General features: G+C 67.6%; 13 protein-coding genes and 4 pseudogenes. 5 read left to right on the forward strand and 12 right to left on the reverse strand.

The genetic code is table 11. The features are described 5' to 3' along the window. Window positions 1-66: 66 nt before the first annotated feature. Window positions 67-498, reverse strand: a complete 432-nt coding sequence (locus ACGFZA_RS09550; RefSeq protein WP_329539305.1) for an NUDIX hydrolase — start codon at window positions 496-498, stop codon at window positions 67-69. Then, the gene (locus ACGFZA_RS09555) at window positions 495-2336 is read right to left on the reverse strand and encodes a hypothetical protein (protein ID WP_393678533.1); all 1842 of its coding nucleotides are present in this window, start codon (window positions 2334-2336) and stop codon (window positions 495-497) included. Before ACGFZA_RS09555 ends, ACGFZA_RS09550 begins: the two co-directional genes overlap by 4 nt. A 278-nt stretch (window positions 2337-2614) precedes the next feature. On the opposite strand from ACGFZA_RS09555, the gene ACGFZA_RS09560 reads away from it, so the two are divergent. Together ACGFZA_RS09560 and ACGFZA_RS09565 are read left to right on the forward strand one after the other, a co-directional pair. Next, complete coding sequence (locus ACGFZA_RS09560; protein WP_330829934.1) at window positions 2615-2875, forward strand: hypothetical protein; 261 nt, start codon at window positions 2615-2617, stop codon at window positions 2873-2875. Between the two features lie 444 nt (window positions 2876-3319). Beyond that, window positions 3320-4159: a hypothetical protein gene (locus ACGFZA_RS09565; protein ID WP_330829936.1), complete on the forward strand. Its 840-nt coding sequence runs from the start codon at window positions 3320-3322 to the stop codon at window positions 4157-4159. Here ACGFZA_RS09565 and ACGFZA_RS09570 read toward each other — a convergent pair. The 3 genes from ACGFZA_RS09570 to ACGFZA_RS09580 are packed head-to-tail and all read right to left on the reverse strand — an operon-like array spanning window position 4147 to window position 6257. Then, the gene (locus ACGFZA_RS09570; RefSeq protein ID WP_330829938.1) at window positions 4147-4953 is read right to left on the reverse strand and encodes an aldo/keto reductase; all 807 of its coding nucleotides are present in this window, start codon (window positions 4951-4953) and stop codon (window positions 4147-4149) included. The genes ACGFZA_RS09565 and ACGFZA_RS09570 overlap by 13 nt on opposite strands. Beyond that, window positions 4863-6074 carry a JmjC domain-containing protein gene (locus tag ACGFZA_RS09575; RefSeq protein ID WP_393678536.1) on the reverse strand — a complete coding sequence of 404 codons (1212 nt, stop codon included), beginning with the start codon at window positions 6072-6074 and terminating at the stop codon, window positions 4863-4865. Before ACGFZA_RS09575 ends, ACGFZA_RS09570 begins: the two co-directional genes overlap by 91 nt. A gap of 9 nt (window positions 6075-6083) precedes the next feature. Continuing rightward, window positions 6084-6257, reverse strand: coding sequence for a hypothetical protein (locus ACGFZA_RS09580; RefSeq protein ID WP_329539298.1), 174 nt, complete (start codon window positions 6255-6257; stop codon window positions 6084-6086). 613 nt (window positions 6258-6870) lie between these two features. Between ACGFZA_RS09580 and ACGFZA_RS09585 the strand changes: the two genes are divergently transcribed. Both ACGFZA_RS09585 and ACGFZA_RS09590 read left to right on the forward strand, forming a co-directional pair. Then, window positions 6871-7293, forward strand: coding sequence for a hypothetical protein (locus tag ACGFZA_RS09585; RefSeq protein WP_393678539.1), 423 nt, complete (start codon window positions 6871-6873; stop codon window positions 7291-7293). A gap of 121 nt (window positions 7294-7414) precedes the next feature. Next, window positions 7415-7534, forward strand: a pseudogene (locus tag ACGFZA_RS09590) (transposase); the annotation flags it as partial. A 1-nt stretch (window position 7535) separates the two neighbouring features. Here ACGFZA_RS09590 and ACGFZA_RS09595 read toward each other — a convergent pair. From ACGFZA_RS09595 to ACGFZA_RS09610, 4 genes and pseudogenes are all read right to left on the reverse strand, one after another. Next, on the reverse strand, window positions 7536-7946 hold the full coding sequence (locus tag ACGFZA_RS09595) for a GNAT family N-acetyltransferase (protein WP_393678540.1): 411 nt from the start codon (window positions 7944-7946) through the stop codon (window positions 7536-7538). A 5-nt stretch (window positions 7947-7951) separates the two neighbouring features. Continuing rightward, window positions 7952-8176, reverse strand: a pseudogene (locus ACGFZA_RS09600) (transposase family protein); the annotation flags it as partial. Window positions 8177-8192: 16 nt separating this feature from the next. Beyond that, a complete protein-coding gene (locus ACGFZA_RS09605; protein ID WP_393678541.1) occupies window positions 8193-9260 on the reverse strand; it encodes an IS110 family transposase in 1068 nt (355 codons plus the stop codon). Window positions 9261-9492: 232 nt separating this feature from the next. Next, window positions 9493-10020, reverse strand: a pseudogene (locus ACGFZA_RS09610) (transposase family protein); the annotation flags it as partial. Window positions 10021-10134: 114 nt separating this feature from the next. On the opposite strand from ACGFZA_RS09610, the gene ACGFZA_RS09615 reads away from it, so the two are divergent. After that, on the forward strand, window positions 10135-10404 hold the full coding sequence (locus ACGFZA_RS09615; RefSeq protein ID WP_393678542.1) for a hypothetical protein: 270 nt from the start codon (window positions 10135-10137) through the stop codon (window positions 10402-10404). Between the two features lie 175 nt (window positions 10405-10579). On the opposite strand, the gene ACGFZA_RS09620 is transcribed toward ACGFZA_RS09615, so the two are convergent. The 3 genes and pseudogenes from ACGFZA_RS09620 to ACGFZA_RS09630 form a co-directional block, all read right to left on the reverse strand. Next, window positions 10580-11056: a DnaB-like helicase N-terminal domain-containing protein gene (locus ACGFZA_RS09620; RefSeq protein ID WP_393678543.1), complete on the reverse strand. Its 477-nt coding sequence runs from the start codon at window positions 11054-11056 to the stop codon at window positions 10580-10582. Between the two features lie 340 nt (window positions 11057-11396). Next, window positions 11397-11663: pseudogene (locus ACGFZA_RS09625) on the reverse strand (DnaB-like helicase N-terminal domain-containing protein); the annotation flags it as partial. Window positions 11664-11695: 32 nt separating this feature from the next. Next, a complete protein-coding gene (locus tag ACGFZA_RS09630) occupies window positions 11696-12961 on the reverse strand; it encodes a DNA cytosine methyltransferase (protein WP_330829948.1) in 1266 nt (421 codons plus the stop codon). Window positions 12962-13219 lie beyond the last annotated feature (258 nt).

Raw genomic sequence — 13219 nt, forward strand, 5'->3', positions numbered from 1 at the left:
GGATGGCGCCGACATCCTGGGGGCGGGTCGGCCGGGAGCGTGGCTGGTTGACCAGTCGGCAGCAACTCAGCCGGTGTGGTCGGTGGACATCAGCAGAGGCGGCACCATGTACGCGTTGTTGGATGGGTTCTCAGGTAGGGGTACCCAGCTGAGACCTGTCATCCGGGGACAGTCACAGGCGAGCCCGTCGTCCACGCCTAGGTGGGGTTCGCCCGGTGCCACGTCCATGCGGTAGCAGGCAGTCCATCCTGACGGGTATGGCACGTCGTACACGTATCGCACGGACACCCCGGTCAGGCCGGTCTCTTCGGCCACCTCGCGTATCACCGCGTCCTCCGGTGACTCGCCGGGCTCGATGCCACCTCCCGGAAGAGTCCAGTACTCCTGGCCGTCGTGGCGGCCCGATGGGCCCTTGCCCCGCTCACGCACCATCAAGACATGCCGGTCCCGAATGATCACCGCTGCGACCCGCTGCCTGCCCGTCAAAGAACCAGTCATGCCGGGCCGACCGGTGGCCAGCCAGCGCCTCCAACGGACGAAGAACTGCTCTCCGGACCCAGGATCGACACCGAAGGGCAGAGGGCCTGCGCCTGGGCAGGTGCGCCGTCCAGCGAGTCGATGAGCTGACCGAAGGTGCTTTTCTCTTCGTCATATGCGAAGGTCACGGCGGCGGCGAGTGCCGTCCATCGACCGGTGCTGCGTCCGCAGTGGTCCAGCAGGATCTTCAGGGCGATCTCGGGTTCGTGGCGGCAGAGGATCTCGTCGGCGGGGATCTGACGCAGGTGTTCCAGGGTGTGGTGGCGGGACTTGACGACTGCCCGGTAGACCTCGGAGCGGGAGTGGATTTCATCGGCGGCGGGGGAGTTGAGCCAGGACTGCAGGATGGCTGCGGGGTCGGAGTGCTGGGCGAGGTCGTCGTCGCTCAGCAGCCGCAGTACTCCGTCGTCTTCGTCCTCAGCGGTCGGGACGGATGCTGCCGAAGTCAGGAACCAGTCGGGGCCGCCAGTCTTCTCGGCGATCCAGGCCAGCTCGGCGGGGTGCAGCCCGTGGAGGACGTCGCTGACGGCGGCGTGCGGGGTGTGCGGGTTGGCGGCTAGGGCGGCCAGGGCCTGGACCCGGCGGTGCTCCGAGTGGCGTTCAAGGAGCCGGGCCGGTCGGTCGTAGTCAGGGTCGAGGCTGTCGTCGACGATGCGGATCAGGGTCCGGCTCGTCGCGGGGGAGACGACGGCCGGCTGATCCAGACAGGCGAGTTGCGCGCAGGCCCCAGCGAGATGGTCGGGGTTGGCGCTGAGAAGGGCCAGATCCTCGGCAAGACGCAGGACACCGCCGTCGAATTCGTGGTCGTTGGCCTGCTTCTCGAAGGGGCTGAGCAGCTGGCCACGGGCCACGAGTGCGTCGGTGGCCGCGTGCAGTTGGTCGGCGGCGAGGTTGGGGAGGCGCGGGTTGTTGTGGATGCGGTGGGCGATGTGGTGCAGGGTCCTGCGGGCAGTCACCTGCGGGTTGGGCAGCTTGGCCAGCTCCGGTAGGCACAGCGCCGGCAGGCATGCGAGTAGAAGGTCTTCGCTGAGGGCGGGAGCCGGGTCTTCGGCGGGGAGTTCCTTGTTGTCCGGGTCGGTGTTGGTGGCGGCGCGGAACCGGGCGTCTTCAACGGCCTGCGTCTCCGCCTGGTCCAGCAGCAGGTGCTGGACGGCCGTCCCGAGTACCGGGTGTGCGGCGAGCTCCTTCCACCGCTCGGGACACCGGGCCAGCATGGTCCATCCGCTGTGGCCTCCCAGCTGCAGGGACCAGTCCTTCGAGAACGCGGACACAGCTTCCCATCCCTCTTCGGGCTCCGGACTGAGCAGGTACGCGGCGAGCGGAGTGAGGCAGGCTTCCAGGACGGCGTCGAACAGTTCCTGCGGCAGCGGCGGGGCCGACGCGTCTCCTTCGGTGCGGGTGTAGCGGTCGAGGTCCCAGTCCCGGACGACGTGCTCCACTTCATGGTCGGCGAGCCGGGGCAGGAGAGCGATCGCGGCCTGGACCTGGTCGCGGTGTCGTGCCAGAGCGGAGACCAGTCCGGCCCAGACCCGGCGGTGCCGAACGATGGCGGGCACGTCGGCTGCTGTCACCGTGCCCTCGGCCGCCAGATCGGCCAGCAACTTCTCGTCGCCATGCACCAGGAGCCGGCCCCGCAGCCGCTTGGTAGACGTCCGCGCCAGCAGCGCGGGCAGTGCGGCCTTGAGGGCTTCCTCCCGCCACTGGTCGGCCCGGGAGTCGAAGCCGCCCGGAGTTGTCGCCGGGGCGCACAGGGCCTCGATCACCGTCTTGAGGGCTTCCTTGGGGAGGTCCTCACTCATCGCAAGATCCCGCCACAACGGGTACGTACGGGCATTGACCATCCTGGGATCTCCTCCCCTTTCTAACCTGGCGTCACCGCCCGGTTGCCATCCGTGGAATGACCGTACGGCGCAGTTGGGCCTGAGCGGGCGCGATCCGAGAAGTCGACTCGCCTTGGCCCGCTGCCTGTCGAGCCACGCCCGGCAGACGTCAACCACCAGGCTCGGAGGTCGCCCGTTTCGGTGATATCCACCCGGTGGGCCGCCACAGCGGCCTGGCCGTCACCAGACTCGCGATCGTGACTGACCCGAACATCCCCGATCTCGCCTCCGAGGAATCACACGACGGGGAGGGACGGACGACCGCCGGCATCGACAGGATCCGGTTCCCGCTCGTACGGTGGATACTCGCCCCACGCACAACGTGGCAGGCACGGCGCCTGGCTGCCGACTTCGGTGAGGGAATGGACGCGCGGACTGCGTGGACGATGGCACGCCTGGCACGTCATCCAGAGGAGCACGGCTTCGTCATGGCACACCTGGACGACGCACGCCGCTGAGCCCATCTCCGGGTCAGGCACCGACGCTTGTCGAGCTCCGCCTGCGAGCGCTCGTCTGCGCGTTCACAGGCATTGGCCCTGCGCGCCCCGTCGCGCACCCGCACTCGGCGCTCACGCCGCTCAACGGCGGCCTGTGCCCATGAGGCGTGCGCTTCGGAGAACCAGCAGTGCGCATCCGGTTCCAGGGGCTCGGTCGGCTGGGGCAGAGATCGTGGCGCACTGCCTACTGATGGACAGTGGCGAGCGCCCTCGATGCGGGACGGCCTGCGGTGGACCGGGACTTGTGCAGTGCGCGGCACGCCGTTACCTGAGTTGATGCCGGCACATCACCTTGGCGATGCTCGTGCACGCCTTCCGGACCCAGAGGAAGAGCCTGATGGAGCCGGCGTAAAGCTGTTTCGAAGGGCCGGACTGCTGCGGCTGGGGCTTGGTATTTTCTGGCGTATGACGCTGCGTTCGGTGGATCTGCGCAAAGAGCCTGTGGAAGACGTATTGGACCGTGTGGAGCGAATGCTGGGGGTGCGCCTTGATCACGAGACCGTGGTGCGTAAGCGTCGGTCGGTGGGCGCACCCACGGACCGCGGTACGTGGGTGCGCATTGAGCGGCGAGGGCTCGACCGGATCGGGGTTCAGGGCGGGGATGGCATTGCGTCGGCTGAGGCTCTGCGAGGGGTCGACAAGCCAGCCTGGTTCGCCGGTGTTGCGTGGCGGGACGAGTCGGAGCCGGTGGTGTGGCGGGCCGACGAGACGGGACTGCTGCCAGGTGTACCAGTGGGGAGCGCCGTGGTGACGGAGCCACCGCGACTGGCCGAGGAATGGTGGGCGTCGCTGAATGCCTCACTAGAGGCCCTCGCTGTGCAACAAACGAGCCGGATCGCGACACCGGACACCGAAACCCTCACGCAGGAACTGGTCACGGCAACGATCCACAGTGTCTTCCCCGGCGTCGATACGGCAGTGGCCGATTGGCGGCCTGCCCATGCAGATCTCAACTGGGCGAATATGACGGCGCCGGTGTTCTGCGTGTTCGACTGGGAGGACTGGGGCATGGCCCCGTGCGGCCTGGATGCGGCAAACCTGTGGGGGGCCTCCCTTGCCGTCCCGGCTCTGGCCGACCGCGTCCGCAGAGAGCGGTGCAACGATCTGGCCACCCGGGACGGCAAGCTGATGGTGCTGTTCGTCGCCGCGAAGATCCTCGGCCCCTACTCTGATCCCGCGGACCCCCGCCTGGTCCCTGCGCGGAGAACGGCGGAGCAGTTGTTACAGGAGCTTCAGGCAAGCTGACGGGCTTTGAGGAGCTGTCGGTATTCCTGGACCACGTTCATGTCGACCTCGTGTGCCAGGGCCTCGGTCAGCTCCCGCAGGTGGGTGACGTTGTCCGTGCCGACAGCGACCGTGTCGACCCGGGGCAGGGCGTAGGAGGAGCGGAACGCGGCCTGGACTTTCGTGACCGACGCGGATCGTCGTAGGAAGACCCCTGGATCGAACCGCTCCCACACCTCTTGGGCTGTACTTCCCCCGAAGGGGCTCATTCCCCAAACCTGCGAAGGACGCCACCGGGTCACCAGGGCCTCGGCTGCTTCGAGGACGTCGGCCCCCACCAGTAGCCCCGCCCGGACCATGAGGACATCAGGGCGCGGCACGTCGAGATTTACGAGCGGGCGCGGATCCCAGGTTGAGACACCCCAGGAACGGCAGAGCCCCGCTCGTGCGGTGTCGGCCAAGGCTGCGCATGCCGGCCCAAGTGTCCCGGCGTCGGATGTCGAGTGCTCCGGGTTGTGAAGAAATACCAGGTCAGGCTCATGTCCGAGGTCTCTGACTGCCTGCTCGACGGCGATCCGCAGTCGGGCGGGATCGAGGCTGTGGCCCTCGGGGAAGAATCCGACCTTGGTGGAGACCGAGAAGTTCGGCAGCAGGTCGCCGGCCGTATTCTTGAGGGTCTCGTGGGAGCGATGGCGTAGGTAGTTGGACGCGGTATCGATTCGCCTTATGCCGAGGTCGGAGGCTGCTTCGAGTAGGTCACGGGAATGACCAGACCGGTGTAGCCCGAGGACGATACTTGCGTCAGTGGTTCGCACAGCCCCTCCGTGATCAGCAGGTCGGCCAGAGCGGTGATGTCTTCGGATGCGCCGTCGAGGTGGACCGGGTGGCCCGACAGGAGTGCGCGGAGGCCCGGTTCTGCGTGCTCGTGGAAGGTCAGCCGCTTGCCGCCTCCGCTGACTTGGACTGTGTCGTCGGATCGGACGATGGATGGCGCGAACTCGGTGACGGCCGCGACTCCATCTGGCCGGCCGAAGGCAGCAATGTGCGGCATGTGGCGTGCGGGCGGGGTACTGGACCTCAATTCGTCCAGGTAGCGCTCGGGGCTGTAGCCGGTGGCCAGGGCGCTGAGCTTGTCTGTCAGGGCCTTGTGCGTTGATTCTTCCGCGCTCTCCAGATTCTGGCGGAACGCCTCATCGGCGCGGGCCGCGTCGGAGAGGAAGTTGGCCCACGTAACGCCAGTCCGTCTGGTGAACCCGAACGTCACGTGGAGTGAGTGGCCACTGCTGCCGGATCCGAGGCGGGTTGCGGTGTGCCAGTAGCCGCGGGGGATGTGCATGACGTCCCCGGCCCTCATGGTGCCTTTCCACAGGACCTGCTCGGAGGGCGTGCGGTTGCGTTCCGCATCGCGGTACATCGGCGCCGACCGAGACGGGCCGCGGACCTCCCACGACTTCTCGCCCGAAATCTGTACAGCGATGACCTCGTGATCATCCCAGTGCAGATGGAATCCGTCGGTTTCACCGACCGCGAGGTAGGCGTTGGCGGAGGTCAGTTCGCCCGACCACCAGCCCAGGGCTCGGCAGGCGACTTCCAGTGTCGGGTCGAAGAAGTCCACATGGTCCAGGACAACGGTGCCGCCCTCGTTGAGGATCCGTCCGAGGGCTGCCATGTCGGCCTGGCTCACGGCCTGCCTGCGCCGGTTGACGTTGGTGGACAGAAACGTGGACGGATGAATTTCGTCGCCTTGGGCGTAGCAGCGCAGCTGCGGGTTGGCCAGGTGACGGTGCTTGATCAGGTCCAGCAGCTTGTGTGGGGTCAACAGCCGTGTGGGCAGCTCCGGGTCCGTGAGACGGCCGCGTGCGAACGCGGTCCCCACGGAACCCGGCCCGTCCCAGCCGAGAGCTTTCTCGATGTGGGTAATGAGCCGGTGCTCCATGGGGTGTCCCTACTCCTTCGGGAGGTTCAGGTCTCGGTTGTCGCCATCATCGCCCGCACTGTTCTGCGAGCTGGTGACATCGGACCGCTCGGACTCGCTGCGGTCGTGTGCTGTCGCCAGCTCCTCCACGGCGATCAGAAGGGCGGGGCTGGCCCCCACTTGTGCGGATGTCCTGTCTGCCATCTGTGCTCTCCTCTCGGATTCTCCCGCCCGGCTCCGGGCGAAAGGTCTGAGTTAACTCGCGTCTACCGCATGGCAGTAGAGCGGAATTCGGACAAATGTACGATGGTTGTGCCGCGTGCTCCTACTTGTTGGTGGCGCCACGGGTTGGCCGGTTGGTGCAGTTCTCGCAGCCTGCGGCGGAGGTGGCCATGCTGCGCACGAGTCAAGTTGCCTGGGCCTCTGGGCCGGATCACCCCAAGCCCTGCGTCGACGGTGTACCGGACGGGTACGCTACGGGCGACGTACATGCTGGAGACCTCCGCGGCATACCTCGTGGAGTCGGCGATGCGGGACGCCGTGAGCCTGTTCGAGTTCGACGGCCCAGTCGTCATGACGTCATGAACGATCGACGGTCGGAGGTCGACGTGATGATCTGGGTGCGAACCAGGGCGGGCCTGCTGATGACGCCATGGCAAGACAAGCCTGATCCGCGCGATCGCGTCCGAGGGCGAGACGGCCGGGCCAAAGGCGATATCCGCCGGTCTGATCGAGATCTCCGGCCTCGCCGACCTGGAGCCGCGCAACAGCCGCAACGCCACCCTCTGACCGGGCGCCGCTGAGCTATGGAGGTCAAATGAAGGACGCAATCGCCGCCGCTTCCGGTATTACCCACCGCTTGGATGAGTTTGCGCGCGCCATTCGTAACGTGCGGGGCTGGGAGCGTGCTACGGCAGAGCAGGTCGGGGAGCACAGCGTGCGAGTGTCCAACCCCGCGGCTGGCCTATGGATCGAGTGCCGTCATCGCGAAGGCGCCACGTTGGGCTCCATGACCATCGGGCGACTTGGTGAGACGCCATTCTTTCAACCCGAATTCGTCCGGCCGAACGCCGACTTCGTTACCTTTCGAGCGAAGCAGTTTGTCCAAGGGGCACGAGCGTGGGACCGCCGCGCACGAGCAAGGCGGCTGGATCCGCGCCTGTGGTTGCTTCACCGCAGGGTAAGCAGCGACATCGCTCGGCAGCGACGGGAACGCACGGCGCTCGCCAGCGCCTCGTGAACGGTTCCCCCCAGTAGGCGGGAAGCGGGGCGTAGCGAAATGGAACTGCTGCGAGGCTGCGCCAGCATGGCGCCGGCTCGGCATCTGGTCGCGTGCCTTCTGGTCCCGGGGCCGCTTTCGTACCGCCCACGCGAGCCACAAGGAACAGGGCAGCATGATCCGCCGCCGCGTGATCTGGCGGTACGGCCACGCCCAGGACGAGCACCTTGGCAAGATCGTGGCTAGGGCCAACGGCGGGTGATTTAGGTGATGGTCCGGCGGTAGATCTGCCGTGACCCGCCTTCCGGTCCCGGTTCGGCCGCCTCGGCGGGGGTGAAGCCCAGCGACTCGTAAAAGACGCGCGCGCCACTGGAAACAGCGCCTGGGTGGTCAGCCCCGAAGGTGACCACCTCTATGCTGCCCGGCCCCCGCACGAACCTGCGTGATGCCTCATCCATGAGCGCACGACCGACGCCTCTGCCGCGGCCTTCTTCCGAGACCACCAGCCAATCGACGTGAACGACCGGCTCCTTCACTCCAAGCAACAATCCGCCGAGGACGCCCGATCCCGTAGAAACGGCCACGAGCGCAGTCGACCGACGAATGTGCTTGTTCACGGCGTCATGGAAGTCGAGATCTTCGACCATCGGGCCGAACCAGTGAGCCTTTTCCATCTTGGTCAGGTGGCGAGTTCGAGGGCGATGACGGCTCGGACGGCGGCGGTGATCCGAGTGGTGCTGCAGCGGAGCTTCCGCAGGAGCCGCCAGCATTTGAGGGTGGCCATGGCGCGTTCGCCGAGGCTGCGGATCTTGGCGTGATCGCGGTTGTGGCGCCGACGCCAGCCGCGCAGATTCTTGCCCCGGAACGGGACACGGACCGCAGGACCTGCGCCCTGGTACGCCTTGATGCTCCTATAGAAGTCAAGTCGACGGAGCGGTGCTGCCGTTGTGGGTACGGGTGAGCGCGTGGTAGACCTCGCGGGCTATGAAGCGTTTAAGGCAACGGATGATGTCCTTCTTGGAGAGTCCCTGCTGGGTGCGGCGCGCAACGTAGGCGCGAGTGCGGGGGCAGTAGCGCATCCGCACTACCGCGATCATGTGGAGGGCGCGGTTGGCCTGGCGGTCTCCGCCTCGGCTGAGTCGATGTCGGTCGGTGCGTCCGGAGGAAGCCGGAACTGGAGCGGCGCCGCATAGAGCGGCGAACGCGGCTTCCGTGCGCAGCCGTTCGGGGTTGTCGCCGGCCGTGACCAGGAGCTGACCGGCGGTCTCTGTGCCCACGCCAAATAGTGCGACGAGCTCAGGACCGGCGGACGTGGTGAGCATTGTCAGGCGTTCGGTGACCTCGTCGATCTCCTCGGTGAGCATGCGGATGCGGCGTGCCAGTTGCCGCAGTGCGTAGCGGGCGGCCTCCGTGGGACAGGTGAGGTCAGCTCCTGGCCGCAGCCGAAGGCAGCGGTTGACCAGGGTGGTGCGGGTGAGCCCCGTGAGCGACGCGCGCAGAGGCTCGGGAGCGGTTACCCGCAGGCCGATGAGTTGGTTGATCGCCTGGGTTCTGGCCTTGATCGCGGACGCGCGGGCCACACGCAGCTGGCGAAGGGCTTCCACCGTGCCGGTGTGGGACTTGGGGATGGCCGTGGCTCGTCCTGAGGCTGCTGCGCGGGCGGCGGCATAGGCATCGATCGGGTCGGATTTGCCACGGGTGTGTCGGGTGCCCCGGTCGGGGGCGTTGACCTCGACCACCGTCAGGTCGGCCGCGCTCAGCACCGCCGTCAGTCCGGCGCCGTAGGAGCCGGTGCACTCCACACCCACCACTTGTACGTGGCCGAACGTGATGAGCCACATCAACAGGGCGCGGTATCCCTGGGTGGTCGTGGGAAACTCTCGGTCGCCGAGTGGACGTCCCAGCGGGTCCACGACGGCGGCATGGTGGGTGTCGGTGTGGGTGTCGACTCCGGCGAAGACTTCCTTCTCGGGCTGCTGGTTGATCATGTGGGAGCTGCTGCCTTCTCATCGTGCTGACAGGGCAACACGGGCCGGTCGGAGCAGGCGGACACGACAGTGACGGGTCTTCTTGCACAAGCACCTATGAAGTCACGACGCCCCTGGCCGGCCACGCGCGATCGCGTCACCCACAGACCGACGGATCAAGGCAAGGACACGAGGTTCCGGTCAGTCAGCCCAAGGGACAGATCTGTCGGTGACGCCATGAACCATCATCACTGTCCGCCCAGCACTTGATGTGGTCGACGGCGAGAGCGTCGGGGATGCCGTGGGTCCGGGCCGCGGTCAGATCGTGCACGGCTCCGGGTAGCGCGTCCGAGACCCAGATCAGACGGCCGGCGGGATCCGCGAGGACCTGCACGTTCATCCCATGGTGCTTCTTCTTCCCCGAGTAGTACGGGCGGTCGGCGGCGATGCGGTCGATCGGCAGCACGGTGCCGTCCAGGATCACGTACGCCTTCTTCCGCACGGTCGTCATGGCCTGCTCCAGCGTGGGCGCGAGGGCAGCCAGGAGGTCGACGGCCTCGCGTATGTAGCGGTAGGCCGTGGCGATCCCGATGCGGAAGCCTGCTGCGAGGCGGGCGTAGGTGTCACCGCAGCGAAGGTGGGCCAGGACGAGCAGGGCCTGCCGGCCACAGGTCAGGCGACGCCACCGGGAGCCGATCCGACGGCGGTGACCTGCGAGGAGACCGGAGAGGTGCTGCAGACCGCGGCTGGACAGATCGATACCGGAAGGGTAGACAAGCACGCGAAAGCTCCTGGCGGACTGGTGATCTTGGTCGTGAACCCGTCTACCAGGAGCTTTCTTCATGCCCGCCGCCGGGGGTGCCGTCCAACCGCCCGTCAGGTTGGAAACTGCTCAGTGCTCGACCTGGCCAGCCAGGGCAAGAAAGCTGGGGAAGTCACGCTCCTGCGCGGGTCTGACGATCATCATTGCAGTGTGGCAGACGAGACGAAAACTGCCTGGTGCGGCAACGTGATCGGCGGCAAGAAGACCGTCACCGCATTTGTCATCCGGAGGTTCGTCGAACGCGGGCGGCTCAGCGAGCTGAGCCTGAATCTGTACGGCTCGCTGCTTCATCCGGGGCCGTTCCAGACTGCGCAGCCCACCTTCACCGAGCGACCATATTGACGGCGTCCGAGGATACCGTGCAGGAGGCGCTCGTCGAGGCGCTCTGCGATGCCGAAGAGCGGTCAGGGCCCCGTGGCCTTACGGTCGGTTCGAGTGCTTCCTGACAGGACGTGGCGCTCTGGATGGCCCCGCCGCTTCACTCCGGCCGACGCTAGGTCGGCCGGAGCGGGTGGGTTCATCGGAGTGTTCGTGCGCCGACTGCGATGGCTCGGGGTGGCGGGCCCGCGCGGGAGACGGCCGGGCTGCGCGGTGCGCGAGGTGCCGCTGGTGTGGTGGCTGTGCTGCGCTGCCAGCGGGTCCGGACGGCGGTGAGGTCGGCCAGAGCGCGGCGGCTACCGGTGATCAACTGGTGCGGGGTGTTAGCCGGCCCCTCGGCATAGACGGCGATCCGCGCGGCGACGTCGAACGCGCAGGTCAGTAGGGCGCGTTGAAGGACCCGTTCGCCCCAGTATTCGGGTGACCCGACGGGTGTGGAGACCAAGGACATCAGGTCACTGGCCGCGAAGCCGTCGGCGAGGAGTCCGCGGTGCTGGGCTTCCCAGAGAACGGTGACCGGGTCCACGGGCTCGGCGCGGTGGACCAGCGAGGTCAGGCACTCCCACACGGTTGCGTGCAGGGACTGCGTGAAATCGTTGGGCTGCAGCCAGCGCATGTCCTTCAGCGCTGCCGGGTGCGCCGTGGCGGCGGCGAGGAGGAGTCGTTCCTCGTCGAATGCTTCCTCGCTGCAGCACCCCGCGGGGGGGGCGCGGCAGGGAGGTGCGCGGCAGTGAGCCGGGGTGCGGGGCGAACTGTCCGGCGAGCGTGTCCAGGAACTGCGCGAGCGCTTCGGCCTGAGCCAGGGTTGCGGCGGCCGGCTGAGGCAGCGTGACGTCGATCGCGGTCTGGGCGAGGCGTTGGGCAAGCATGAGCAGCGTGCGCCGCGCGTGATCGGCTCGGATCATCCGGGCGTACGTCGGCGCGTGCTGGGAACATGGGCAGACCTGGATGAGGGTGTGGAGATAGGAAACGGTCAGCACGGGGGCACGGGCGCGCGCTGCCTCGAGGACGGCGTTGAGCCAGGCTGGATCGGACCGATGGGTCGCAGGGTCAGGTGGCGGCACCGTGCGCATGGCCTGGAATAGGGCGCCGTGAGCGTGGTTGCTGAACTGCTCCGCTTCCAAGGCACGGATGTCGGGGAGCCGGTGGGGCTCCAGGAGGAGTGCACCGAGCAGGGACTGTTCGGCGTAGTGAACGGGGCGCGGAGGGGGCAGGTCGTTCAAGTCGTCTCGTACGGGTCGGTGGAGTGTGGCATTTACGCGGCCAGGGTGAAGTCGTCGGGGTGGAGGGCCTTGCCGAGGTGCGGGGCTAGCAGGTGGACGGCGAGGCGGGGCGGCACGGCGTTCCCGATCTGGGAGAACATTTGCCCCTTGTTCCCGGCCCAGGGGTAGTCGGCGGGGAAGGTCTGCAGGCGGCCAGCCTCCTGGGCGGTGATCCGGATGGACTCCGGCGCCGGCTCCTCCTTGCCAGTGACGCTGGGAGCAGGTTCGGCGACCCAGACGCATTCGTTCGCGCGATGGCCGAAGAACAGCGTGCCGGCCGGCTCGTCGGACCGGCGCACGGTCGCGTTGGACTGGTTGTTGCTGCGCAGCGACCACGACCAGCGATGGGCTTCGCCGGTATACGTGGGGGCGGGCTCGTCGGCCGGCCGGACCGCCTTGGCGCAGTGCCGAGCAGTCCACCTCGCGTCTTCCTGGCGGGACTGAGGTATGAGTGCGCTCTGGAGTTTCCAAGTCCCGCGGTCGCGGGCGTCGCTTAGCGTCTTGCGTGACCCTGACGGGAAGGGTTCCGGGCCGCCTCCCGGGCCCCCGCCGGCGCACACGGTCGGCACCGGACGGTCGGTGGCGCCCCAGCCGAGGGCTTCAGCCATGGACACCCACTGAGCGCGGCCCGGCCCGAACAGCGACTCCGGCTCGGCGACCTTGGCGTGCGTGGGCGGCGGCGGCTCGGCAGTGCGAGTGCGGGAGGCAAGCAGAATCGCGCGCCGCCGCGTCTGCGGTACCCCGTAGTCCGCAGCGTTCAGGATCCCAGTCCACACCGAGAACCCCCAGCCGCGCAGGATCGCGGCGTACTGACGCCACAGGGGCAGGACGTCGGGGACCTCCTCCATCGCGATCCACTCGGGTTGGCCGTGCTGGTGGAGGGCGTGCAGGTAACGCATTGGCTCGGCGGCGAGCAGGGAGCGCTCGTCCTGACAGGCGGCGAGGAGCTTCTCGCGGGTGTCGCGGCCAAGCGCAAGGTCAGCGACGGCCTGGTGGACCAGGGGCTGATCGAGGAGTCCAAGGCGCTTGCCAGCCATCGACCATGCCTGGCAGGGAGGACTGGCGATAAGCCCGGTGGCTCGTCCGACGAAGGGCATAACGGGGTACGTCGCGACATCGGTTCGGATGGTCAGCTGGTGTGCTGCGGCGCGGGTCTTGCATGCCCACTCGTCCCATTCGAGGCCGATGTCGCGCGCTCCGAGAAGGGTCAGGGCGTGGCTCCATCCGCCAGGGCCGGCGAATAGGTCGAGCACGATCACGTGGCCAGCCCGAAGGCGCCCCGCGTCATCGCGTCCGTGTGACCGCGGCAGGCCCGGGGCGAGCACCTGTCTGTGACGCCTTCGTCCAGCTGGGCCGAGTCTTCATGGTTGCCGAGTTCCAGCCGCATGGCGGCCCATGTGGCGTCGGCGAGGTGAGCGATCGGCGCTTCGCCGAGAGAGGTACGAGAGGGGTGCAGAGGTGCCTCGCTTCTCGGCACTTCGCTTGAACGGGTGAGGCGGGTTGATGCTGGCAGAGCA

Source organism: Streptomyces sp. NPDC048211, assembly GCF_043202315.1.
In the GTDB taxonomy this organism is placed as follows: domain Bacteria; phylum Actinomycetota; class Actinomycetes; order Streptomycetales; family Streptomycetaceae; genus Streptomyces.